General features: G+C 37.0%; 17 protein-coding genes, 2 tRNA genes and 1 pseudogene. 8 read left to right on the top strand and 12 right to left on the bottom strand.

Annotation, left to right across the window (positions count from 1 at the left end):
- Positions 1–2: 2 nt before the first annotated feature.
- Both IEX65_RS19395 and IEX65_RS19400 read right to left on the bottom strand, forming a co-directional pair.
- Entirely contained in the window at positions 3–521 is a 519-nt protein-coding gene (locus IEX65_RS19395) for a hypothetical protein (RefSeq protein WP_188768409.1), read from the bottom strand.
- 91 nt (positions 522–612) lie between these two features.
- Positions 613–2,328, bottom strand: coding sequence for a GMC oxidoreductase (locus IEX65_RS19400; RefSeq protein WP_188768410.1), 1,716 nt, complete (start codon positions 2,326–2,328; stop codon positions 613–615).
- Positions 2,329–2,527: 199 nt separating this feature from the next.
- Between IEX65_RS19400 and IEX65_RS19405 the strand changes: the two genes are divergently transcribed.
- From IEX65_RS19405 to IEX65_RS19415, 3 genes are all read left to right on the top strand, one after another.
- A complete protein-coding gene (locus IEX65_RS19405; RefSeq protein ID WP_188768411.1) occupies positions 2,528–3,424 on the top strand; it encodes an AraC family transcriptional regulator in 897 nt (298 codons plus the stop codon).
- 73 nt (positions 3,425–3,497) lie between these two features.
- Positions 3,498–5,306, top strand: coding sequence for a serine hydrolase (locus IEX65_RS19410; RefSeq protein ID WP_188768416.1), 1,809 nt, complete (start codon positions 3,498–3,500; stop codon positions 5,304–5,306).
- A gap of 291 nt (positions 5,307–5,597) precedes the next feature.
- Positions 5,598–8,042, top strand: coding sequence for a TonB-dependent receptor (locus IEX65_RS19415; RefSeq protein ID WP_188768421.1), 2,445 nt, complete (start codon positions 5,598–5,600; stop codon positions 8,040–8,042).
- Positions 8,043–8,129: 87 nt separating this feature from the next.
- Here the strand turns inward: IEX65_RS19415 and IEX65_RS28055 are convergent.
- Together IEX65_RS28055 and IEX65_RS28060 are read right to left on the bottom strand one after the other, a co-directional pair.
- Positions 8,130–8,360 (bottom strand): annotated as a pseudogene (locus IEX65_RS28055) (Uma2 family endonuclease); the annotation flags it as partial.
- Positions 8,361–8,387: 27 nt separating this feature from the next.
- Positions 8,388–8,621 carry a hypothetical protein gene (locus tag IEX65_RS28060; RefSeq protein ID WP_229250791.1) on the bottom strand — a complete coding sequence of 78 codons (234 nt, stop codon included), beginning with the start codon at positions 8,619–8,621 and terminating at the stop codon, positions 8,388–8,390.
- 155 nt (positions 8,622–8,776) lie between these two features.
- Here IEX65_RS28060 and mutS point away from each other — a divergent pair, with 155 nt between their 5' ends.
- The 3 genes from mutS to IEX65_RS19435 all read left to right on the top strand — a co-directional run bounded on the left by mutS (position 8,777) and on the right by IEX65_RS19435 (position 12,521).
- Positions 8,777–11,404 (top strand): DNA mismatch repair protein MutS, encoded by a 2,628-nt coding sequence (gene mutS, locus IEX65_RS19425; RefSeq protein ID WP_188768422.1) that lies wholly within the window; start codon positions 8,777–8,779, stop codon positions 11,402–11,404.
- A gap of 49 nt (positions 11,405–11,453) precedes the next feature.
- Complete coding sequence (locus IEX65_RS19430; protein ID WP_188768423.1) at positions 11,454–11,723, top strand: hypothetical protein; 270 nt, start codon at positions 11,454–11,456, stop codon at positions 11,721–11,723.
- A gap of 75 nt (positions 11,724–11,798) precedes the next feature.
- Positions 11,799–12,521 (top strand): DUF6503 family protein, encoded by a 723-nt coding sequence (locus tag IEX65_RS19435; RefSeq protein WP_188768424.1) that lies wholly within the window; start codon positions 11,799–11,801, stop codon positions 12,519–12,521.
- 35 nt (positions 12,522–12,556) lie between these two features.
- Here IEX65_RS19435 and IEX65_RS19440 read toward each other — a convergent pair whose 3' ends face one another.
- Together IEX65_RS19440 and IEX65_RS19445 are read right to left on the bottom strand one after the other, a co-directional pair.
- Positions 12,557–14,209: a glycosyltransferase family protein gene (locus IEX65_RS19440; RefSeq protein ID WP_188768425.1), complete on the bottom strand. Its 1,653-nt coding sequence runs from the start codon at positions 14,207–14,209 to the stop codon at positions 12,557–12,559.
- A 120-nt stretch (positions 14,210–14,329) separates the two neighbouring features.
- Positions 14,330–14,794: a hypothetical protein gene (locus tag IEX65_RS19445; protein WP_188768427.1), complete on the bottom strand. Its 465-nt coding sequence runs from the start codon at positions 14,792–14,794 to the stop codon at positions 14,330–14,332.
- A gap of 311 nt (positions 14,795–15,105) precedes the next feature.
- Here IEX65_RS19445 and carB point away from each other — a divergent pair, with 311 nt between their 5' ends.
- Positions 15,106–17,949, top strand: a complete 2,844-nt coding sequence (gene carB, locus IEX65_RS19450; protein WP_188768435.1) for a carbamoyl-phosphate synthase large subunit — start codon at positions 15,106–15,108, stop codon at positions 17,947–17,949.
- Between the two features lie 136 nt (positions 17,950–18,085).
- Complete coding sequence (locus tag IEX65_RS19455; protein ID WP_188768444.1) at positions 18,086–19,708, top strand: zinc-dependent metalloprotease; 1,623 nt, start codon at positions 18,086–18,088, stop codon at positions 19,706–19,708.
- 45 nt (positions 19,709–19,753) lie between these two features.
- Here the strand turns inward: IEX65_RS19455 and IEX65_RS19460 are convergent, their stop codons facing one another.
- The 6 genes from IEX65_RS19460 to IEX65_RS19485 all read right to left on the bottom strand — a co-directional run bounded on the left by IEX65_RS19460 (position 19,754) and on the right by IEX65_RS19485 (position 22,931).
- Complete coding sequence (locus tag IEX65_RS19460) at positions 19,754–20,290, bottom strand: hypothetical protein (RefSeq protein ID WP_188768446.1); 537 nt, start codon at positions 20,288–20,290, stop codon at positions 19,754–19,756.
- 177 nt (positions 20,291–20,467) lie between these two features.
- Positions 20,468–20,541: transfer RNA gene (locus IEX65_RS19465), tRNA-Arg, on the bottom strand.
- A 54-nt stretch (positions 20,542–20,595) separates the two neighbouring features.
- Positions 20,596–20,669: transfer RNA gene (locus tag IEX65_RS19470), tRNA-Arg, on the bottom strand.
- Positions 20,670–20,739: 70 nt separating this feature from the next.
- Positions 20,740–21,045, bottom strand: a complete 306-nt coding sequence (gene nuoK, locus IEX65_RS19475) for an NADH-quinone oxidoreductase subunit NuoK (RefSeq protein WP_188768448.1) — start codon at positions 21,043–21,045, stop codon at positions 20,740–20,742.
- Between the two features lie 4 nt (positions 21,046–21,049).
- On the bottom strand, positions 21,050–21,604 hold the full coding sequence (locus IEX65_RS19480) for an NADH-quinone oxidoreductase subunit J family protein (RefSeq protein ID WP_229250792.1): 555 nt from the start codon (positions 21,602–21,604) through the stop codon (positions 21,050–21,052).
- A 1-nt stretch (position 21,605) separates the two neighbouring features.
- Positions 21,606–22,931: a 4Fe-4S dicluster domain-containing protein gene (locus tag IEX65_RS19485; protein ID WP_188768450.1), complete on the bottom strand. Its 1,326-nt coding sequence runs from the start codon at positions 22,929–22,931 to the stop codon at positions 21,606–21,608.
- Positions 22,932–23,120: the final 189 nt, after the last annotated feature.

Below are 23,120 nucleotides of genomic sequence, written 5' to 3' on the forward strand. Positions count from 1 at the left end.
AATCAAATGACCTTTCCCAATGCCAAACCTGCAAAAGTTGGGTGATTTCTAATCATGTTAGGAGTAAATCTGAATTTTAGATAAAACTCTCTATCAATTTTTTTGGTAAAGTGAGTTCTAAAGCCCAAAATTGGCATTACATACTCAATATTACCAATAGTTCCTTGATTCGAATGGAAGATTTGACCATAACCGATTTCTAAGAATGTTTCATTTCTCAATTTCGGGTTAGGTTTGCATGGGTCTCTTCGTTTAGCTGGTTTATTGAGTAGATAATTATAAGAAATGGCATGTGGGAATGACCATTGGTCTTCAATCGTTGACATAATTCCTATACCAACTTGCAAACTAAAAAAGCCTCTTTGGGTACGATGCAAGGCGTAATCAAAATTGAGCGAACCAAAAGGGCTGATTCCGAATGCTTCTAAAGATATACCTTTTTGATGTTTTTCGATTGAATGTTCTTGTCCAAAACTAATGAATGGCAGGAAGTAAAGTAGGTAGATTTGTAGTTTTTTCATGTAGATTCTTTTTTTCAGAACGTACAGAATTTTCTCAAATTGTATTTTAAGGAAGACTTTGCTTAAATGGTGAAGTCTTCCTTAATTTTTATTACAAATTCTTCTTCTTCAATTCACTAACCGCAAAATTGGCAGCACGAGCCGTGAGAGCCATGAAAGTAAGCGAAGGGTTTTGATTGCCAATGGATGTCATGCAAGCACCGTCGGTAACGAATACGTTTTTGCAAGCGTGTAATTGATTCCATTCATTTAGCAGCGAAGTTTTTGGATCTTTGCCCATTCTTACGCCACCCATTTCGTGAATATCCAAGCCTGGGTTTTGTTTACTATCAAACATATTGATGTTTTTACAACCTGCCTTTTCGAGCATTTCAGAGGCTTGCACATGAAAATCTTTCATCATTTTGTGGTCATTCTCATCATAACCAATGGAAGTAATTAATTGCGGCACGCCCCACGCATCGGTTTTATCTTTGCTCAATCTTACGTGGTTTTCTTTTTTAGGAATTGTCTCGCCTTGCATCTGTATATACACGCTCCATGTATCGCCTGGGTGAGTAAGACTTTCCTTAAAATCTGCTCCAAATGCTTCTGGTTGCGAACCTCTTTGCCACGAGCCACGTCCTGCCGAAAACGCCACCATATAGCCACGCTGAAAATCAGTTTCTTGTTTTTCAACATTTCTAAACGAAGCCATAAATGCCGAAGTTGGTCGGCGACCGTAATAATATTGGTCGGTGAAGCCTTCAAAAGTTGCTCCACCTTGTCCACGATACTGATGGAATGCAATGTATTGCCCTAAAACTCCGCTATCATTTCCCAGCCCATTTGGGAAACGATTAGAAATTGAATTCAATAAAATCAAATTGGAATTAAGAGCTGCGGCATTGACAAAAATGATACGAGCCTTGTAATCAATGCTTTCTTTGGTGTTGGTATCAATTACTCTAACTCCCGATGCCTTGCCCAGCTTTTCATCATAAATAATCGAATGAACAACTGAGTTGGGGCGAATCGTCAATTTGCCTGTTTTAGCCGCCCACGGTAAGGTAGAGGAATTTGAACTGAAATATCCACCAAATGGACAACCTCGCTCGCACAAACTACGGGCTTGACATTGCCCACGCCCTTGTTTGGCGTGAATTTCGTTGGGTTTTGTCAAATGAGCACACCGGCCGATAATCACTTGGCGGTCTTGGTAGTGTTTTTTTACCGCCGACTGAATGTGTTTTTCAACACAATTCAATTCCCAAGCTGGTAAGAACTCTCCATCTGGCAGATTTTTGATATTATCTTTATTTCCCGAAATTCCTGCAAAACGCTCCACGTGGCTGTACCACGGAGCAATATCTTTGTATCTGATTGGCCAATCTACCGCAAAACCATCACGGGCAGGAGCTTCAAATTCGTACTCGCTCCAACGTTGGGTTTGTCTTGCCCAAAGCAAAGATTTACCGCCAACTTGGTAGCCACGAATCCAGTCGAAAGGTTTTTCTTGAATGTAAGGGTGCTGTTCGTCTTTTACAAAAAAATGCTGCGTTGCTTCCGAGTAAGCATAGCAACGATTCACGATGGGGTTTTTCTGTAAATCTTCTTTCGTATCTCGTAGTCGATGCTCAAACTCCCAAATGTTTGTCATGGAAGTTGGGTAATCTTTCACGTGTTCGACCATTCCGCCACGCTCCAGAACCAATGTTTTTAGTCCTTTTTCGCAGAGTTCTTTGGCCGCCCAGCCGCCACTAATACCCGAACCGATTACGATTGCATCATAAGTTGTGCTTTTATCAGCGTCAATATTGAAATTCATAGTTTTGTTGGTTGAAGAAATAACAAATTTATGAGAATTTCGGAGAAGAACAAGTGTAAAATGTGTGTTTCAGAAAATTCATTTCCCTTTCGTAAAGTTGTCGAGCCACATATCATTTTTTAACATTTCGTTTGGCTGAAACGCTGTTATTTCGAGTGATTTATGTGGCTTTTTGCTAAAATACTTTAATTCAAGCATTATGTTTCAGCTATTCAACGAAACAAAGGACGTACTGGAAGCGATAAAATATGATGATAATATCGTTGTGTTTTCGTCATTGCGTGAGTTTTATCATCCAATTCATTCGAAAGGTTTTGCCATAAAGTATGTCTTTGAGGGAAGTGAAAAATATATCATTAATGGTCAAAAGTATGATGTAAAAGCTGGAAAATATTTGCTCACAAATTATCTTTTAGAGGGTAGTGTTGAGATTGAAAGCAACAAAAATGTCAAAGGAATTTGTATCAATATCATACCTTCAATGCTGACCGAGGTGGTAGCAAGTATGAAACGACCTGATACCTCTTTTTCAGACTCTGCACTTGGAGAATTCTTTAGTACAACTGATTTTTTGGAGAATCATTATGATGCCAATCAGACCCAACTTGGTGGCGTTTTATCAAGAATGGGACTTTCTGCTCAAAGAAATCATTTGTCAACTGATATTTTCAATCAAGAGTTTTTCTATCAATTATCGGAGAAAATCGTTGCAGACCAATTGCCAGTTTTTAAGCAATTACAGCAAATTCCTACCATCAAATCTGCCACAAAAAAAGATTTATACAAACGAGTTTCGTTGGGGCGAGAATTTATTGATAATGCTTTCTTTATGCCGCTGACCATTGAATTGGTAGCAAAAGAAGCCTGCATGTCGGAATATCACTTTTTTAGGATTTTTAAATTAGTTTACGGACTTACACCTCACCAGTATATTTTGCAGAAAAGACTCGAACACAGTCAGAAAATTCTTCGACAAGACCGATATTCGGTGTCGGAAGCTGCCATTGAGTCGGGTTTTGCTGATATTTATGCTTTTAGCAAAGCTTTCAAAAACCACTTCGGAGTTTCGCCTACGTTATTTTTAAAACAGAATTAGCAGGATTTGACAAATAGAAGTGCTGTGGTCATGATAATTTTACGCATCCTCATTCATTTGTGTTACAATTATTATGAAAAAAGCTATTACTATTTTACTCCTTTTGATGCTACAAAAAGGATTTTCACAGACAACCGATAAACGCTTCATTGGCATTGATTCAACTTTCAACCGAGTGCTGAAAGATTGGAATTGTGCAGGTTTTGCCGTTGCGGTTGTCGAGAAAGACAAAATTGTCTATGCCAAAGGCTTTGGCTATGCCGATGTTGCCAACAAAATTCCAGTTACCGAAAATACTCTTTTTGCTTCAGGAAGTTGCACAAAGGCATTTACTTGCTCACTTTTGGGAATTTTACAAGAAGAAGGAAAAGTAGATTTTGATAAACCTGCCCGAAACTATCTCCCACAACTTAAATTTTACAACGATGAGCTAAACAACAAAGTGACGATTCGAGATATGATGTGTCACCGAACTGGCTTACCACGTTATGATGATGCTTGGGGACTTTTCAAATCAAAATCAGTCGATTCATTACTGAAAAAAGTGCAATTTCAAGAACCAAATTATGGACTTCGAGAAAAATTTCAGTACAATAATTTCATGTTTTTGGCCCAGGGAAAAATCATCGAAAATCTGACAGGTGAACCTTACCGAAACTATTTGCAAGAAAAGATTTTACAGCCATTGGGAATGAAAAACCTCAATTTTTCGGTCGATTCTATGGCAAAAAATAAAGATAGGGCTTTGGGATATATCACGACCGATGATGATAAAATCAAGCAAACCGAATACGTAAATTTAGATGTGATGTCGTCGGTTGGAGGAATCAATACTTCGGTTGTCGAAATGGCCAAATGGGCAATGCTGTGGGCGAATAATGGCGTTTATAAAGGTAAACGAATTTTGCCTGCTTCTTATGTCAGAGATGCCATCGGCTCGCACATGATTATTGCGGGTGGCGTGCCGGCCAATAACAATCCTTCGCTCTATTTTAACAATTATGGTTTGGGTTGGTTTGTGTCATCGTATCGTGGGCATTACCGAGTTGACCACGGCGGCACGATTACAGGTTTTACGGCCAATGTTGCGTTTTTTCCTACCGATAATGTCGGAATTGTGGTGTTTTGTAATCAAAATCTATCAAAAGTTACCTCAATCGTCCGCAATGTAATTGCCGACCGAATGCTGGATTTACCTACTAAAGATTGGAGTAGCTATTTGTTAACCTCTGAAAATGCTGCAAAACTGGCCATGAAAAACGCCAAGAAAAGTGCATTACAAAATCAGAAAACTAATGAAAAACCCTCGCATAATTTAGAAAACTACGAAGGATATTATACCAACGAAGCCTACGGAAAATTTGAAATTTCACTCAAAAAAGATTCATTATTTGCAGTTTTTGCAGAAGATAAATGGTGGCTTCGCCCTTTCAAAAATGATGTTTTTGAAGTGTATCAAGTCGATAAAAAAACTGGGGTTGACACGAGTTTTAGCATTAATCGAATTGTATTTAATCAAGATATAAACGGAGAAATCAAAAGTACATCAATTCAGTTTGACCCCGAAGTAGCTAAACCCATAGAATTTGAGCGGTCTGTCAAGCCAAAAACGCTTTCAAAAGAAGTTTTAATGACTTATACAGGAGAATTTTTATTAAATGGAACACCCATGAAAATTAGCCTCAAAAATGATAAAACTTTATTCATGTCGTTACCGAACCAATCTGATTTTGAGTTGGTGGCTATCGAAAAAGATAAGTTTAATTTAAAAGTAGGAGCAGCGGGGTATTCTGTAAATTTTATCAAAGATTCAAAAGGAAATTACAATGAATTGCTGTTAAATCAGCCTAATGGTACATTTAAAGCAACACGAAAAAAATAGTAATAAACAAATTAACCAACTGCTCAAATAGAAAATGCAACATTCTCTTAATTTTCTCGACTTTTAGCAGTAAAGTTCAAAGTAACAGGTAAATCCAAACTTTCTAAATCTTACAATCATGACAAAAGAAGCACTTTTCAAATCGAACTTATTTAAAGTTTTTTTGGTCGTATTTATTGCAGTTTGTATCATCAAAATATTCGCAGCTGGCTTTTCTTTTGGGAATTGGCTGTATTTGAAAACCCACTAAGAACTGACACAAACAACTGAATATATTAAAAAAACAAAATTATGATTAAAAGCTATTACATTACAATTTTACTATTTCTGGTTACACAACTGACTTATAGTCAAACGATTGATAAAGTGACTGGTCAAGTGCAGAATGAAAAAAAAGAACCAATTATCGGAGCAACGGTCATTCTTTCTAAAGCAAAAACCAATAAACTTATCAAGTCAACTTTTACGGATGTTGACGGGAAATTTGAATTTGAAAAATTAAAAGAAGACACCTGCAAAATCACGGTTTCGTATATCGGTATGCAGCCATACGTTGCCGAAAACATCATTTTGTCAGCTTCAAACTCAAATGTTGATTTAGGGATTATTTCACTTTCGGAAGCTATCAAAAACTTACAAGAAGTGACTGTCAAGGCTCAAAAATCGTTCGTAGAAAAAAAGATTGACCGAGTTGTGATAAATCCCGATGCCTTGATAGGAAACGCTGGTACAACTTCGCTCGAAATCTTAGAAAAAGCTCCAGGGGTGCAGGTCGATGTGAATGGTTTGATTACGCTCAAAGGAAAATCAGGCGTAGTAGTTTTTGTTGACGACAAACCCACGTATTTGGCAACTGCCGATTTGGCTGGTTATTTGCGTTCATTGCCCGCAGGTTCGGTCGAAAGTATAGAAATCATGACCAATCCACCAGCCAAATATGATGCCGCAGGAAATGCGGGTGTCATAAATATCAAGCTAAAAAAGAACCAAGTGAAAGGTTTGAATGGCGGAATTAATTTGGGTTACGGGCAAGGGCGATACGCTCGAACCAATAATAGTGTCAATTTCAATTACCGAATCAATAAGGTCAATTTCTTTACCAATGCCAGTGTCAATCAAAATAATACATATCAAGATTTGACCATCAATCGCCTTTATTACACACCCGAAGGTGCTTATTCTTCAGCTTTTAGTCAAAATTCTTATATCAAACGCCAATTGGGGAGCAATAATCTCAAATTGGGTCTTGATTATTATGTATCGAAAAAATCTACTTTGGGACTTGTCTTGAATGGTTTTTATAATCCAACTTTTGTGCCTACCACCAACAAAGCACAGATTTTGAACCAAAATAACCAAGTCGTGAGCATCATTGAAGCATTTAGCCCCAACGATAGAAAATGGAAAAATGGCAGTGTAAACTTAAACTACTCACTTAAAATTGACTCTTTGGGCAAGGAATTGACGACAAATTTTGACGTGATTCAATATAGCTCAACCCAAGACCAACAACTCACAAATACCATTTTCACACCCGAAAGAGTTTTGGTTGGACAAACCGTTTTAGGCTCATCGCTTCCCGCCGAAATCAATATCAAAACCGCTAAAATTGATTACGTAAATCCGCTAAAAGGTGGAGCAAAATTTGAAACTGGAATAAAGACAAGTTTTATCAAGACTGATAACACAGCCGATTTTTTTGATATAATTAATAGTCAAGAAGTTCCAAACTATGAATTTTCTAATCGTTTCAAATACAATGAAAATATTAATGCGGCTTATGTAAATTACTCAAAAAATTGGAAAAGATTGTCGTTGCAAGCAGGATTACGTTACGAAAATACAAGTATTAAAGGCAATCAGCTGGGCAATAAAATGACCAAAGATTCAACTTTTACGAGGGCTTATAATAGTTTGTTTCCGACGTTTTATTTGCAATATCAGTTAGATAGTACACAAACGCACCAACTCGGTTTTTCGGCTGGACGTAGAATCGACCGCCCGAATTATCAAGACCTGAACCCATTTACTTATCCGCTTGATAGATATACGTATTACGGAGGAAATCCATTTTTACAACCAACTTATTCGTATAATTTGGAGGTTTCGCATACTTACAAAAACTTCCTAACAACTTCGTTGGAATACAGTATTTCTAAAAATCTCATCTTTGAAACTAATGAACAGCGAGGCACAATTTATTACAGTCGCCCAGGGAATTTCGGAGAATTTACTTCTTACGGCATTTCAGTAAACGGTAATTTTACCATCAATAAATGGTGGACGCTCCAACTTTATACCGAACTCAAAAATCAAGGCTATAACACCAAAGTTTACGGCCAAATCCTCGATGAAAGTAGATTTTATTGGTATGTTGGCCCAACCAATCAATTTAAAATCAATAAAAAATTATCGGCGGAATTAGCAGGAAACTACCAAACAAGAGTGTTGGCAGGGCAGTTTCTGACGATTCCAGTTTGGTCGATGCGAGCAGGGATTTCGCAGAAAATCTTGAAAGACAAAGGTACATTTCGCATAAATGTTTCTGATATTTTTTACACCAATCAACCTGGTGGAGACATCAGAAATATTGCCAATGCTCAAGCCAATTGGCTAAGTTATCTCGATAGTCGAGTCGTAACGTTCTCATTTGCTTACCGATTCAGCAAAGGGAAAACCCTCAACGCACGTCAATCGGGCGGTTCAGAAAGCGAGAAAAGTCGGGTGAAGTTGTAAATGATTTCGAGTAAAGTTTAATATAAAAGCGGTTGTATTTTGAATCATTAATCAAAATACAACCGCTTAATTTTTGGTAAATATATTTTACTCGAATACTTTCTTCAAATCAATCTCGATATTTAGGATTTTATCTTTCAGTATTTCGTCTTCGTGATAAAACTCATAATGAGTAGGGCTATCATAAACTAAAATGGCTTGTAAAGTCGGAATCACAATCCAGCAAGATTTTACGCCAAAATCGAAGTAAGGTTCGAGTTTTTCGACCATTTCTTTGGTGCTTTGTGAAGCTGATTGAATTTCTATCACAAGCAAAGGTGCATCTTCACGGCGTGTAGGGTCGTTTTAATAATCAAGTGCTTGTTGCGGATAAAGAAGCAAATCGGGTGTACTTCCCAACGGTTGGGTTGCGAGGGTTACTTCACTTAATACTCTAAGTTTATCTTGATATTTTAATCTAAGTTCAAATAATAAATTTGATTGAATTGCTCCATGGATATATGTAGGCAGAGGTTTTCCTCGTTCTTTTTCGTACACCGAAATTTCATTCGATTCGACGGTGTCAACTAATAATTCCATATTAATTTTATTTTTTATCTCAAATATACGAAAAAACAAAATCCTTACTTAAAATGTGATTTTTTTTTGGGTTTTCCTTAATTCTTCAACCAAAACCAGAGATTTTCTCCTAAATTTGGGCTAAAATTAACATTCATTTTAGCAAGCATCAAATCGTGGCCCGACCTTCAAAAGAAGAATTAGTAAAGCAAATCAAGGAAACTCCCTTAAATCGTCAATATAACCAAATCAAGTCAAAATACCCTGGGGCGATGTTGTTGTTTCGGGTGGGTGATTTTTACGAAACATTTGGCGAAGATGCCATTCGTGCCTCAAAAATCCTCGGAATCGTACTTACTCGCCGCAATAATGGTGGAGCTCAAGAAGAGTTGGCAGGTTTTCCGCATCACTCGCTCGATACCTATTTGCCAAAACTCGTTCGTGCGGGCGAACGTGTAGCTATCTGCGACCAACTCGAAGACCCTTCAACTGCCAAAGGCATTGTGCGTCGTGGAGTTACCGAACTTGTTACGCCTGGGGTTTCGTTCAACGATAATGTTTTGAACCACAAACAAAACAATTATTTGGCGTCTATTCACTTTGCCAAACCCGATTATTTTGGTGTTTCATTTCTGGATGTTTCAACGGGTGAGTTCCTCACAACCGAAGGAAACACGGCCTATATTGATAAATTATTACAGAGTTTTGCACCCTCAGAAGTGCTTTATTGCAAAAAACACCGTGGAGAGTTTCAGATACTTTTCGGAGATAAATTTAATGAATTTACGTTTGAAGATTGGGCTTATAAGTTCGATTTTGGCTATAATTTACTCTTAAATCACTTCAAAGTAGCTACTTTGAAAGGTTTTGGCGTAGAAACCATGCCCGATGGAATCATTGCTGCTGGTGTAATTTTGCGTTATTTGTCCGATACAGAGCATAAGGAAATGGGGCATATTTCCCGCATTACTCGCCTCGATGAAGACAAATACGTTTGGCTCGATAAATTCACAATTCGTAACCTCGAATTAGTTTTTGCTCAGCACGATGGTGGTGTTCCATTGATTCAGATTCTCGACCATACAATCACACCAATGGGAGCGAGACTACTCCGAAAATGGTTGGTTTTACCGCTCAAAGAACGTTCGTTGATTCAAGAAAGGCTCGATACGGTAGAGTTTTTTGTGAAAAATGAAGAGATTTTGGAGCAACTTTCTACACTTCTCAAACCAATCGGAGATTTAGAAAGATTGATTTCAAAAGTGGCAGTTCGTCGCATCAATCCACGAGAATTGGTTTCTTTGAAACGAGCATTAGTACAAATCGAACCTATCAAAAAGCAATTGGCTTTGGGTGGAGAAAAATTCTCGGTGCTTCAAAAATACATCAATCAACTCACTGATTGTCAGTATTTGATTGATAAAATAGAAAAGGAATTGCGTGACGATGCTCCCGTTGTAACAAATCAAGGAAACATGATTAAATCGGGCGTTGATGCCGATTTGGATGAATTACACAAAATTGCTTTTTCGGGAAAAGATTTCTTGATTGAAATTCAAAATCGAGAATCGGCTCGTACAGGTATTCCTTCGTTGAAGATTTCTTATAATAAAGTTTTTGGTTATTATCTCGAAGTTTCTAATTCACACAAAAGCAAAGTTCCACCCGAGTGGATTCGTAAACAAACGCTCGTCAATGCCGAGCGATACATTACCGAAGAATTAAAAATTTACGAAGAAAAAATCCTGACGGCCGAATCAAAAATTTTTGAAATTGAGTATAGAATTTTCAATGAATTGGTGCTTACTGCCAATGAATTTGTGGCTCAAATTCAGCAAAATGCTCGTGTGATTTCTATTCTTGATGCACTTTCGTCGTTTGCAAAAGTTGCTCAAAAAAATAATTACTGCAAACCACAAGTATCTGATAATAAGGTGCTTAATATTAAAGAAGGTCGTCACGCAGTTATCGAGCAGCAACTTCCTTTAGGCGAAGCCTACATTCCAAATGATTTGTATTTAGACGACCAAACCCAACAAATTATTATCATTACTGGCCCAAATATGGCGGGTAAATCCGCTTTGCTTCGACAAACCGCTTTGATTTCGCTCATGGCACAAGTGGGTAGTTTTGTGCCAGCCGAAAGTGCCGAATTGGGTATTGTCGATAAGATTTTCACAAGGGTAGGAGCGAGCGATAATCTTTCTCGTGGAGAATCGACATTTATGGTAGAAATGACCGAAACAGCTTCGATTCTAAATAATTTGAGCGATAGAAGTCTGATAATCATGGACGAAATCGGTCGAGGAACAAGCACTTATGATGGTGTAAGTATTGCGTGGAGTATCGCAGAATATTTGCATAATCACCCAAAATGTAAGCCTTATACGCTCTTTGCTACGCACTATCACGAACTCAATCAACTGGCCGAAGATTTTAGCCGAATCAAAAACTTTAACGTATCGGTAAAAGAACTCAATAATAAAGTTGTATTTTTACGTAAGCTCAAAGAAGGAGGCAGCGAGCATAGCTTCGGAATTCACGTGGCACAAATCGCAGGAATGCCGCAGTCGGTAGTGCTTCGAGCCAATGAAATTTTGCATCATCTCGAAAAAGACCATATCAAGGAAGACAATAAAGAGCGAATAAAAGAAGCTCCAAAGAATAATTTTCAATTAAGTTTCTTCGAGCCAGAAGACCCAAAAATTGAAGAATTGAAAGCAAAATTAAAAGCGATAGACGTAAATACACTTTCACCAATTGAGGCCTTACTTAAACTCAACGAATTGGTAAAATTAGTATAAACGGATTGCATAATTTATCATTATCCATTAACAATTATCCATTCATACAATGGCATCATTCAACATCGACTACCCAGGTTCGTCTAACGAATTTGTAGTAAACGCCACAAAGGCTATTCAGAACAAAGGTGGTGTTTTTCAAGGAAATGCAAATGCTGGTTCGTTTAGTTTGCAGACACTTATTGGAGCAGTGAAAGGTAATTATAAAGTCATTTCCGACCCAAATAGTCCGCAAACGAAGGTAGAAATAACAATTACTAAAAAGCCGATGATTGTACCGATGAGTAAGATTCAAGAGGTTATTTCGTCATATTTCTGATAAATCAGTAGCACAATTCTCCGAATTGTGTTTTATAAAACTTAAAGACACAATTCGGAGAATTGTGCTGCAACTATGAAAAAACTTATTCTAATATCAGCCCTTGCTTTAGCATTTATTGCCTGCCAAGACAAAACCGATAAAGCCCGTGAAATCGTAGATAAAAGCATCGAAGCACACGGGGGAGCAAAGTACGAAAACTTTACGGCTGAATTTGATTTCCGTAAGTTTCATGTAAAACTTATGCAAAATGAGGGCAAATTTCAGTATGAACGAATCTCAAAAGATAGTGCTAATAACGATATTTGGGATGTTGTCAATAATGAAGGCTATCTTCGTTTAATCAACGGAAATCAGATTACCCTTTCAGAAAAAGACCAAGAAAAGTATAAAAATGCCGTCAATTCAGTAGCATATTTTGTTCTTCTCCCGTATAAATTGAAAGATAAAGCCGTTAATCTTGAATACTTAGGAGAAGCCGAAATTGAGAAACAAAAATACGACAAAATTAAAGTTTGGTTTGATAAAGAGGGCGGCGGCAAAGACTTTGAGGATGTATATTGCTATTGGTTTAATCAGAAAACTCACCTGCTCGATTATTTAGCTTATGCCAATGGTGGGCCAAGATTCCGCCGAGTGAAAAATCGCCAAACGGTCGGTGGAATTGTTTTTCAAGACTATGAAAACTTTGCCATTACTGATACAACACTCAAAACCCACGATTATGACAAAGCATTTATTGCAGGAAAAGATTCGCTTCTTTCATTAATCGAACAGAAAAATATTGTAGTAAAGTAACAAAAATGCCACATTGAAAATGTGGCATTTTTGTTTTACTTCGTAGCGTTCATTTCTATTAATCTTTCTTTGTGAACAAAGACTCTCTGCTCATCAAATTCACCTATTAATTGATAGTTCGAATCAATATGTTCTTTCAATTCTTTATTGGTTTCGTAGCCCAGTTTATCACGAGTCATAAATGTGTTTTTGGTGGGATGAGCATCCACAAAAACGGGGAACGGTTTTTCTTTCAATTCCATAATAAACTCTTTTTGAAAGTTTTTTTGGAGCGAATCGCTGTACATTCCCCAGTGTGAATTACTCCACCTAACACCCTGAGTACGCTTTGTTTCCAAATATAATCTTCCTGCATCGCCCCAAACTACAAGCGATTCATCTGGATGTGAATATTTTAAAATCTGATGACCTGTTTTTGAAACTGATAGTGGTCGCTGTGGTTTGTCCGAACTGATAAAGTAATTAGAAAAAAGAATAGTTGATGTTTGAGCAATGGTATAAATCGTAGCAAGTATAGAGAGTCCAATTATTATGTAGTTTTTTGTATATTCAGCAACATCATTTAGCAAAAAAGCAAATAGAAATACAACTGGGAAAACCAAAAACAAAAGGTAATGATGAAACATAAACCCAGTTTTATAAACTGATACTATTGTACTTAAAATAAATAATGCCATCAACGAACCCAGCATTGTGGGCATTAATTGGCGTTTAAACAAGACATGGTAAATTAGCAAGATTATTGAAAGTACCAAGGTAGCACGTATAAAAAAATTAATTGGGTCGCTTAACGAAACATAGATACTATGTATTAAACCATAGCTTTCTTTGCCATAAGCAAGATTATTTTCAATGTAGAAAATCCAAATTTTATCAAGGAAATTATACTTATATCCAATCAGAACCAAGACTACAATTGGTAATACTCCACCAGTCGTAAGTATGATGGCATTTTTCAGTAAATCATGATTATGCTGCTTTGGATAAATGAGCCAATATCCAATTAATGTTAAACAAAATGCAATTGGAATTGCTTGGAGTTTTGTAAAAATTACACATCCAGCCATTAGACCAAATACAAAAATTTGAATTTTGTTGATTGGTAATTTACTTTTGTAAATTGACACAAATAGATAGAGCATGATGCTCAATAAAAACATAGGTAGATGCTCACTACTGAAATTAACAAAATCCCAGTGTTTGGTTAACCCCATGAATGCGACGGCAGGAAAAAGGCTTAAAAGAGCAATTGAGGCATTAAAAATAGTTCTAAGAGCCAAAAAACTAAAGAAAAAACTACCCATTAGTAAGATTATACCAATCATTCGGGCAGAGATATAATCATACGGCTGGTCGAAAACTTCGCAAAAGATAGTGACTATATAAAAGTTAAAGGGGCCACTTGTACAACCATCGACCGATTCCCAGTAAAGTGGCGACTCGGCGAGTGTCATTGCACCAACTATAAATAAATTCTCATCTGGATTCAGTGCCTCATTAAATACAATAATCGGTAATCGGAGATAAACCAATAGTAGTAATTGAAACAATAATGCAATCCAAATTATGCCATTCTTTTTAAACCTTTGGTCTGGTAAAGAAGGCGTAATGGTCAATAGTGCTGTTGAGGTGAAAAGGAAAAACACCCCTGCCCAATATAAGGTAGGAGAATTATTAAATGAAATCATTTTATATAGTAACACGAAATAGATTGTCAATGCTATTTAAGTGCAAATCTACTGCTCAAAAAATCTTATCCCAACAATAAATTTGCACTAATAACAAATCTATATTTACAGGTAACAAGCCTAATTCGCCCCAACAGCAACTTTTGCCGCATCGAGTTGGGCATCAAAAAACCAGTAATTTACCTTAAAAGTTTTTTGAGAAAATGGTTTAAGCGAAAGGTCCTCAGCCAGTTCTAAGATTTGTTTTATTTCAAATACGTAATTATCATTGTTTTTGGCTTTGGCTGCCAACTTTTCTATCGAACCATTTCCGGGCAAGGTGATGCTTGCTATTTTTTGTCCATTTCTCACTAACGACGCTTCCAGTAGAGCAACCGCTAATTCTTTATTGGTTGTTGCATCGTACGCTTTTAACTGAATATTTTGGTCTGATTTTGTAAAAGTCTGATTTGATGGATGCAGTTTTCCATCAATATACATCTGTACTTTAATTTTTTTCTTTTCTGGCTGAACAGCCGACTGGGCAAACGAATTAAATGAGAATAGGCATAAGCCTACAACACTGAAGAGTAGATTTTTAAACATAGCATTAAATTTTATAGGGTTCACTCGGTTATATATTCCCTAATTCAATTAGGGTTTTCAAAAATATACAAATTTTGGCAAAATACATACTTTCAGTAAATTACTTTTTATTGAGCCAAAATGTTTTGGGTGAGTAAGAATTTATCCTAAAATAAATTTTAATCTCAATAAAATTAATATTACTTCTTTTTTATTGTACTTTTCTAAGATAATGAGTTTTGTTAAATGAAAAAATAAAAAAACTATGTTATCTTTGTCCTTCGATAGTCACGTTTAAGCGTGTAGTAATCGAAACCCCCTTCAAAGAAAAAATGCCAAAAAATCCCAATCTCAAGTCAATTCTTATTATCGGCTCTGGCCCTATTGTCATTGGTCAAGCCTGCGAATTTGATTACTCTGGTTCACAAGCCGCAAGGTCTCTCCGAGAAGAAGGTATAGAGGTTAGTTTGATTAATTCAAACCCAGCCACTATCATGACCGACCCTCTTAATGCCGATTTTGTATATCTAAAGCCTTTAGAAAAAAAATCTATTGTCGAAATCTTAGAGAAACACCAACAAATGGGTCGCCCGATTGATGCTGTTTTACCAACAATGGGAGGCCAAACGGCTCTCAACTTGGCTATTGATTGCGATAAAGCAGGTGTTTGGAAAAAATACAATGTTCAGATTATCGGTGTTGATATAAAAGCCATCGAAACAACCGAAGACCGTGAGAAGTTTCGATTAAAAATGCTCGAAATTGGTGTGGGTGTTTGTAAAGGTCGCACGGCTCGCTCTTTCTTGGAGGGTAAGGAAATTGCTCAAGAAATCGGCTTTCCACTCGTAATTCGTCCATCATTTACGCTTGGTGGAACTGGTGGTGGTTTTGTGAATACACCAGAAGATTTCGATAAAGCACTCAATCATGGTTTACATGCTTCGCCAGTGCATGAGGTATTGGTTGAGCAGTCAATCTTAGGTTGGAAAGAGTTTGAATTAGAGTTATTAAGAGATAATCTCGGAAATATTGTAATCATCTGTACGATTGAAAACTTCGACCCAATGGGTGTTCATACGGGTGATTCGATTACTGTTGCTCCTGCCATGACTTTACCTGATACTATTTATCAGAGAATGCGTGACATGGCAATCAAGATGATGAATGCCATCGGACAGTTTGCGGGTGGATGTAACGTTCAGTTCTCACTTCACCCAGATACTGACGAAATTATTGCCATCGAAATTAACCCACGTGTATCACGTTCGTCGGCTTTAGCATCGAAAGCAACTGGTTATCCGATTGCAAAAATCGCTGCTAAAATGGCGATTGGTTATAATCTCGATGAATTGATAAACCCAATTACTGGAAGCACATCTGCATTTTTCGAACCAGCAATTGACTACGTAATCGTAAAAGTGCCACGTTGGAATTTCGATAAATTCCCTGGTTGCGACCGTTCGCTTGGATTGCAAATGAAATCGGTTGGAGAAGCAATGGGTATTGGCCGTAACTTCCAAGAAGCACTTCAAAAAGCTTGTCAGTCACTCGAAATCAAGCGTAATGGTTTAGGTGCTGATGGAAAAGAATTGAAAGACCAAGAAGCTCTCAAAAAGTCGTTGGCTAATCCATCATGGAACCGTCTGTTCCACGTCTATGATGCTTTCAAGGCTGGGCTTTCGTTCAAAACCATTCAAAATCTAACTAAAATAGATAAATGGTTCTTGCGTCAAATCGAGGAGATGATTATGCTCGAAAAAGAAATTGAGCAAACTACCGTTGAGGAGATTTCAAAAGAACTATTATTGACTGCTAAGCAAAAAGGCTACGCCGACCGCCAAATTGCTCACTTGCTGAATTGTAAAGAAAGTCAAGTTTTCAATAAACGTATTGAACAGAAAATTCACCGTATTTATAAGTGTGTTGATACTTGTGCGGCTGAGTTTGAAGCTAAAACGCCATATTTCTACTCTACTTTCAGTACATCGCTCGATAATCTCGATAACGAGTCGGTTAGTTCAGACAGAAAGAAAGTAGTAGTATTAGGCTCTGGCCCTAACCGTATCGGTCAAGGTATTGAGTTTGACTACTCTTGTGTACACGGAATTTTGGCAGCGAAAGAAAGTGGCTACGAGGCAATCATGGTTAACTGTAACCCAGAAACGGTTTCGACCGACCCTGATATTGCTGATAAATTATACTTCGAGCCAGTTTTCTGGGAACACGTTTACGACATCATTCAGCACGAAAAACCAGAAGGTGTGATTGTGCAGTTGGGTGGGCAAACAGCCTTGAAAATGGCCGAGAAATTGACTAAATATGGTATCAAAATCATCGGAACATCTTATGATGCCCTTGATTTGGCCGAAGATAGAGGTCGCTTCTCGAAGAAACTCAAAGAAATGGATATTGCTTATCCGTTATTTGATACAGTTCGTACGGCCGACCGTGCGGTTGAAGTTTCTCGTGAATTAGGTTTCCCATTGTTAGTTCGTCCGAGTTACGTTTTGGGTGGACAAAGCATGAAGATTGTTATCAACGAACAAGAATTAGAGCAACACGTTGTGAAAATCTTGAATGATATTCCTGATAATAATATTTTGATTGACCACTTCCTTGAAAACGCCATCGAAGCAGAAGCAGATGCCATTTGCGATGGTGAGAATGTTTACATTATCGGAATCATGGAGCATATCGAGCCAGCGGGTATTCACTCAGGCGACTCTTACGCTCTACTGCCAACATTTGATTTGAGCGAAGCAGTAATTGCTCAAATTGAAGATTATACTCGCAAAATTGCCGTTGGATTAAATACAGTAGGTTTAATCAACATTCAGTTTGCCATCAAAGATGAGAAGGTATATGTAATCGAAGCCAACCCTCGTGCTTCTCGTACGGTTCCGTTTATCTGTAAAGCTTACCAAGAGCCTTACGTAAACTACGCTACGAAAGTAATGTTAGGTGAGAAAAAAGTTACAGATTTTGATTTCAAACCTGTGAAAAAAGGCTATGCAATCAAGATTCCAGTTTTCTCATTCAATAAATTCCCGAATGTAAATAAAGAACTCGGTCCAGAGATGAAATCAACAGGTGAAGGTATCTACTTCATTGATGATTTGACCGATGATTATTTCTTGAAAGTTTACTCAGAAAGAAATCTTTATTTGAGCCGTTGAGGAACAACCGCTTAGATTTAGTTTTAATATTATATTCAAAAGCCACTATGCAATTTGCGTAGTGGCTTTTGGTTTTATGTTTTTTTTCAATAAATTTGATTAGTTCAGACTTATTCTATCTACTCAGCCTATTTTAATGAAAGCTACCTTTCTCATACTTGTAATCTTCCTGACATACGGCAATCCTTTAAAAGCTCAGACTATATTTAGTTTTGAGCCGAATGAATCTTTACGAATAAATGATGCCGAATTACATGGTAAAATAAAGCAAATTGGTAGTGGATACGATGAAATTTACTTTAACTATAATGCACGAAATTTACATTTAATTTTCAAACCCAGTAAATTCAAACAATACACTCATGTTTTGAACTCGACTGGAAAAACTCAGAGTGAGTTGTGCGTTTATGAAGCTGCTTCATCGGATGGGAAATATTATATGATTATTAGAGGCGGAAAGTGCCACAGTATTTCTTTTTTTGAAGGAGAAGATTATTTCAGCCTTGAAAGTACTTCAAACAATTTTTTTGTATTTACAAAGAATGTTAGAAGTAATCTTCCAGAGAATTTCTGTGGTTTTGAGAAAGAGCCTTTACTTAGGCTTTCAATTTCACAACAGAAAGCAGTAAATGGTTGTTTTGATTTTCCTGTTGCTTTTGTAGTAGATTATGAGCAATACAAAGCGAAAATTTCAAATGGTCAACCTATTGCAGATATTGAAGCTGATAATTTGAGTTATATAATTGCTGCTCAAGAGGTTTGGGCTAAAAATACTTTTGAAGGCGAAGTGAGATTTCGAGTAGTAGGGCAAAAAATATACACCAATCTTGATGAATTACCGTGGCCTTATGATTTAACCTTAGATTATTCAAGAATAGCTATTGACTTTGATAATTTTTGGAAGAAACCAGAGGAATGGAAATCCTATAAACTCCTAACCTTAATTGGTATAACTGGACTTGATTTTTTTACACTTGATAAAAAAACAAATAATATCTGGGGGTATGGGCTTACCAAAAAGCAAGAGTATAAAATGGGAGTTATTATGCTGAAAGGGCTTCTGCCGAAAGACGCCACTACTTGGTTATTAAGCCATGAATTAGGTCATGTCTTTGGTGCCGTACATGATGATAATCGTTATGTGATGAATCCATTTTATGATGAATCTTCTTTGGTTAATTGGAGTCCAAAAAGTAAAGAAGCAATTAATAGTACTTTAAATGAATTGAATGACAAAAATTGGCTAAAAAATTGCCCTGAAATATTACTTTCATGGAGTTCGAGTACCGATACTTTACTACTTGAATGGAAAACAAATTATGATGATGTAGAAGACATGTATTCGATTGAAAAAAGTCAAGATGGACAAAAGACTTGGCAGGTAATCGAACAAGTTAAATCATCTGGAAAATATAATTATCAAACAAGGTCACTACTTGTTCAACTGGGGACAGAATCATTCTACTACCGAGTTAATCAGAAAGGTAGAAATAGTATTTTGTCAAATTCTGTAATAGTTTCTTTGACGAGTGTTAATGAGGAAAATTTGACGAATACATTTTACGTGTATCCAAATCCAGTTGGAAATATACTTTTTATTAAGTCTGATTATGATATTAGCATTCATGACTCAAGAGGTAATTTACACCAAACTATTTTATCTTCACAAAAAACAATCAACACTTCAAATTGGCCAAGTGGTATTTATTTTATTACAGAGAATGGAGGAATAAGAAGAACTGTGAAGATAGTAAAATAAAAGAGCCACCATTAGTGACTCTTTTAAATAACGTACTTACAAAAATTATTTTTTTCCAAGCCACCATCCGAGCCAAGCACCAACAACTCCCCAGCCAACAATAGCGTCAACCAAATCAGGAATTGTATTAGTCTCAAACCAAATTTGTTTGGTGTAGTCGGTTATCAAATAGGAAATAAATCCAAATACAAGGGCTGATAGTAATGTGTTTTTCAAATCAAGCGAACTCTTTAATAAATACGAGCAAAACAAAAATACCACTAAAATATTAACCAAAAGCCCACGAATCATGTTGAGTGGCATATTGGCATCAAGAGCTTTGTGATAGCGTATTTCAGCCCATGGTTTTCCCATTGAGGCTTCCATTAGTTTTTGTTGTTCGTCAGCCGACGCTCCTTTAGGTGTGGTCGGTAGGTAGTAGCTACCATCTTCAAGGTTTTTACTCAGAAAATCCAAAATTTCTTGCTGCTTGGAGGTGTAATTTTGCATCGGTCGATGCGTGTCTAAGATTGTCCATGATAGAAATTGCCAAAAGAAGAGGATTAGCCCTCCGACAACGGATGCGATGATGGTCTTTTTCATAAATAATATAAGGTTTAAAGAAGAGTTAGGTACTAAAATGCTTTTCAAAATTAAAAATATTTTTGAAAAAATTGCATTATTCGATGATTTTATTTGCAGAAGAAAGTTCTTTAGAAACTTTGCAATGAGAGCAGAAGTGTAACCAAATAAAAAAAGCAAGTCTTTCGACTTGCTTTGTGACCGCGTAGGGATTCAAACCCCAAACCTTCTCATCCGTAGTGAGACGCTCTATTCAGTTGAGCTACGCAGCCATTACTTTCAAGAACTTTAACTTTAATTATGTAAGAATCTAAATTCTTACTCTGTGACCGCGTAGGGATTCAAACCCCAAACCTTCTCATCCGTAGTGAGACGCTCTATTCAGTTGAGCTACGCAGCCTTTATATTTACTCTTTTCCCTTTTGGGACTGCAAAAGTACGACTAAAAAATACCTTTGTCAAGCCTTTTATTATTTTTTTAATGAATTTATTTCGTCTAAATCAAGGTTCTTGAAATAGTCATATAATTTCAAGATAATTGCCAGTGCTACGGTTATTTCAGCTGCTGCCACAACCATTATAAAAAGCACAAACATTTGTCCTTGTAGGCGATTAGGGTCGTATTGACTAAATGCAACCAGATTCAGATTTACAGCATTGAGCATCAACTCAATTCCCATCAGAATCAGAATTGCGTTGCGTTTAGTTACGGCAATGGCCAATCCAATCGAAAACAACAAGGCACTAATAACGAGATAATTTTGAATGGCTATCATCTGATTAAACTTTCTCTTTTTTTGCAATATACACTGCCCCAATCAGAGCAGCCAATAAAAAAATGCCAATAACCTCAAACGCAAAAATATAGTCAGTCATAAGGTTTACCCCAATCTGTTGAACACTACTGCTATTGTGAATTTGTTTACCAATGATATGGAAGTTGGCTTCAAAGATGATTTTCAAGAACCCTAAAAATAATAGAACGGCTACCAAAACTGCCCAAAAACGATTATGATGCCCAACTTCAATTTTGTTTGGTTGTAAATTGGTGCGTTGGAAATTCTTATTGTTAGTAAGCATGATACCGAAAATCAAGAGTATCAGAATCCCGCCCACGTAAATCATAATCTGACTAACGGCCAGAAAATCAGCTCCCGCAAAAACAAAAAGTCCTGCTATTCCCAACAGTGTGAGTAAGAGACTAAATGCCGCATAAAGTACATTTTTCGTGAAGAGTAAGTACAATGCACCGCCAACCGTGATTACTGCAAAAGCAGCAAATGCAATTTGCTTGATAAGCGTGTAGTCGAGGTTTTTTAATAATTCGTCTAACAATTTAGTCGTTATTTTTAGGTGTTATTTTCATTGTTGGTCTAAAAACAGGTTTTGGCTTTGGCGTTTCAGCTGTTGCTTCCTCTGCTTTTATTTCCTGTGTATCAGTTGTTTCTGCTGGTTTTGCCGCAGGCTTAAAAGTCGGCTTGAAAACAGGTTTAGGCTTCGGCGTTTCAGCTGTTTCCTCTGCCTTTATTTCCTGTGTATCAGTTGTTTCTGCTGGTTTTGCCGCAGGCTTGAAAGTCGGCTTGAAAACAGGTTTAGGCTTCGGCGTTTCAGCTGTTGCTTCTTCTGCTTTAATTTCTTGTGTATCAGATGTTTCTGCTGGTTTTGCAGCAGGTTTGAAACTTGGTTTAAAAATAGGTTTAGGCTTCGGTGTTTCGGCTGTTGCTTCTTCTGTTTTTACTTCCTGTGTATCAGATGTTTCTGTTGGTTTTGCCGCAGACTTGAAACTTGGTTTAAAAACAGGTTTAGATTTCGGCGTTTCGGCTACAACTTCTTCTGATTTAACTTCTTGTTTATCAGCCGTTTCCGCTGGTTTTGTGGCAGGTTTGAAAGCTGGTTTAAAGACAGGCTTTGATTTAGGAACTTCAGATGCTGGAGCTTCTGGTTCTTTGTTTTCAACTTTATTATCTTCAATTGTCTCGCCCGATTCTTTTACAGCTGGCTTCACAGCAGGTTTGAATGCTGGCTTGAACGCCGTTTTCGGTTTTGGTGCTTCTGCCGTATTTTCGGTCGGAGCGGTAGTTGTAGAGGCCGCTGTACTTTTCTTCAAAGACTCTTTTTCTTCTAAGTATTGTTCGTATAACTTACGTTTTTTATCTGCTTGCTCGGCGGTGAGGTTTGAGAATTCAAAATTTAATTGTGTAATATCAACTACGCTAAAATCATAATCATTGGTCATTGTCAAACATTCAGTCGGACAAACAGTCGTGCAAAGTCCACAGAAACAACATTTGGCCATATCAATATCAAACTTCGCTGCATAAAGTCGAATTGGCGAGCCATCAGAAGCATAGCTGATAATCTCAGAAGACTTAATGGGTTCAATATCAATACAATCAACTGGACATACTTTCGCACATTTATCACACACAATACAGTCATCAATCTCGCAGTCGAGTTGATAACGCCCGTTATCTGGCACTGGTAAAGTCTGATGAGGATATTGTAGCGTAACGATACCCGTTTGCAAATCGAAATAACTCGAATCTTGCATTGCATACGGTTGTCGGCTTCTACGGGCTTGCCAAAAGTGTCTGAGCGTCAGGCTCATACCTTTGAGAGTTGTTCTTATTCCTCGACTGATATTTTTAAAATAAGCGGACATTCAGTGTGTTTTTCGGGTCACAATTATTTGATTTCTGCAAAGATAACTTCAAAATTGTAATAATAGTCTATCTTTTTAGTATGATAAACAATAAATTTCACTTCAAAGTTTGTGCCTAAGTCTATTTTGGCAGATTCTATGAAATAAGTTTAAGGTGAATTGCTTAACTTTGCACGAAATTTAGAGGAT

Origin of the sequence: Emticicia aquatilis (assembly GCF_014644295.1) — a bacterium.
In the GTDB taxonomy this organism is placed as follows: Bacteria; Bacteroidota; Bacteroidia; order Cytophagales; family Spirosomataceae; genus Emticicia; species Emticicia aquatilis.

Bases quoted from the DNA above. Each gene is read 5' to 3' on its own strand.
- IEX65_RS19445 (WP_188768427.1), bottom strand. From the start codon at position 14,794: ATGTTTAAAAATCTACTCTTCAGTGTTGTAGGCTTATGCCTATTCTCA.
- IEX65_RS28060 (WP_229250791.1), bottom strand. From the start codon at position 8,621: ATGGAATTATTAGTTGACACCGTCGAATCGAATGAAATTTCGGTGTAC.
- IEX65_RS19455 (WP_188768444.1), top strand. From the start codon at position 18,086: ATGAAAGCTACCTTTCTCATACTTGTAATCTTCCTGACATACGGCAAT.
- IEX65_RS19460 (WP_188768446.1), bottom strand. From the start codon at position 20,290: ATGAAAAAGACCATCATCGCATCCGTTGTCGGAGGGCTAATCCTCTTC.
- IEX65_RS19400 (WP_188768410.1), bottom strand. From the start codon at position 2,328: ATGAATTTCAATATTGACGCTGATAAAAGCACAACTTATGATGCAATC.
- IEX65_RS19435 (WP_188768424.1), top strand. From the start codon at position 11,799: ATGAAAAAACTTATTCTAATATCAGCCCTTGCTTTAGCATTTATTGCC.
- carB (WP_188768435.1), top strand. From the start codon at position 15,106: ATGCCAAAAAATCCCAATCTCAAGTCAATTCTTATTATCGGCTCTGGC.
- IEX65_RS19440 (WP_188768425.1), bottom strand. From the start codon at position 14,209: ATGATTTCATTTAATAATTCTCCTACCTTATATTGGGCAGGGGTGTTT.
- IEX65_RS19415 (WP_188768421.1), top strand. From the start codon at position 5,598: ATGATTAAAAGCTATTACATTACAATTTTACTATTTCTGGTTACACAA.
- nuoK (WP_188768448.1), bottom strand. From the start codon at position 21,045: ATGATAGCCATTCAAAATTATCTCGTTATTAGTGCCTTGTTGTTTTCG.
- IEX65_RS19395 (WP_188768409.1), bottom strand. From the start codon at position 521: ATGAAAAAACTACAAATCTACCTACTTTACTTCCTGCCATTCATTAGT.
- IEX65_RS19430 (WP_188768423.1), top strand. From the start codon at position 11,454: ATGGCATCATTCAACATCGACTACCCAGGTTCGTCTAACGAATTTGTA.
- IEX65_RS19410 (WP_188768416.1), top strand. From the start codon at position 3,498: ATGAAAAAAGCTATTACTATTTTACTCCTTTTGATGCTACAAAAAGGA.
- IEX65_RS19405 (WP_188768411.1), top strand. From the start codon at position 2,528: ATGTTTCAGCTATTCAACGAAACAAAGGACGTACTGGAAGCGATAAAA.
- IEX65_RS19485 (WP_188768450.1), bottom strand. From the start codon at position 22,931: ATGTCCGCTTATTTTAAAAATATCAGTCGAGGAATAAGAACAACTCTC.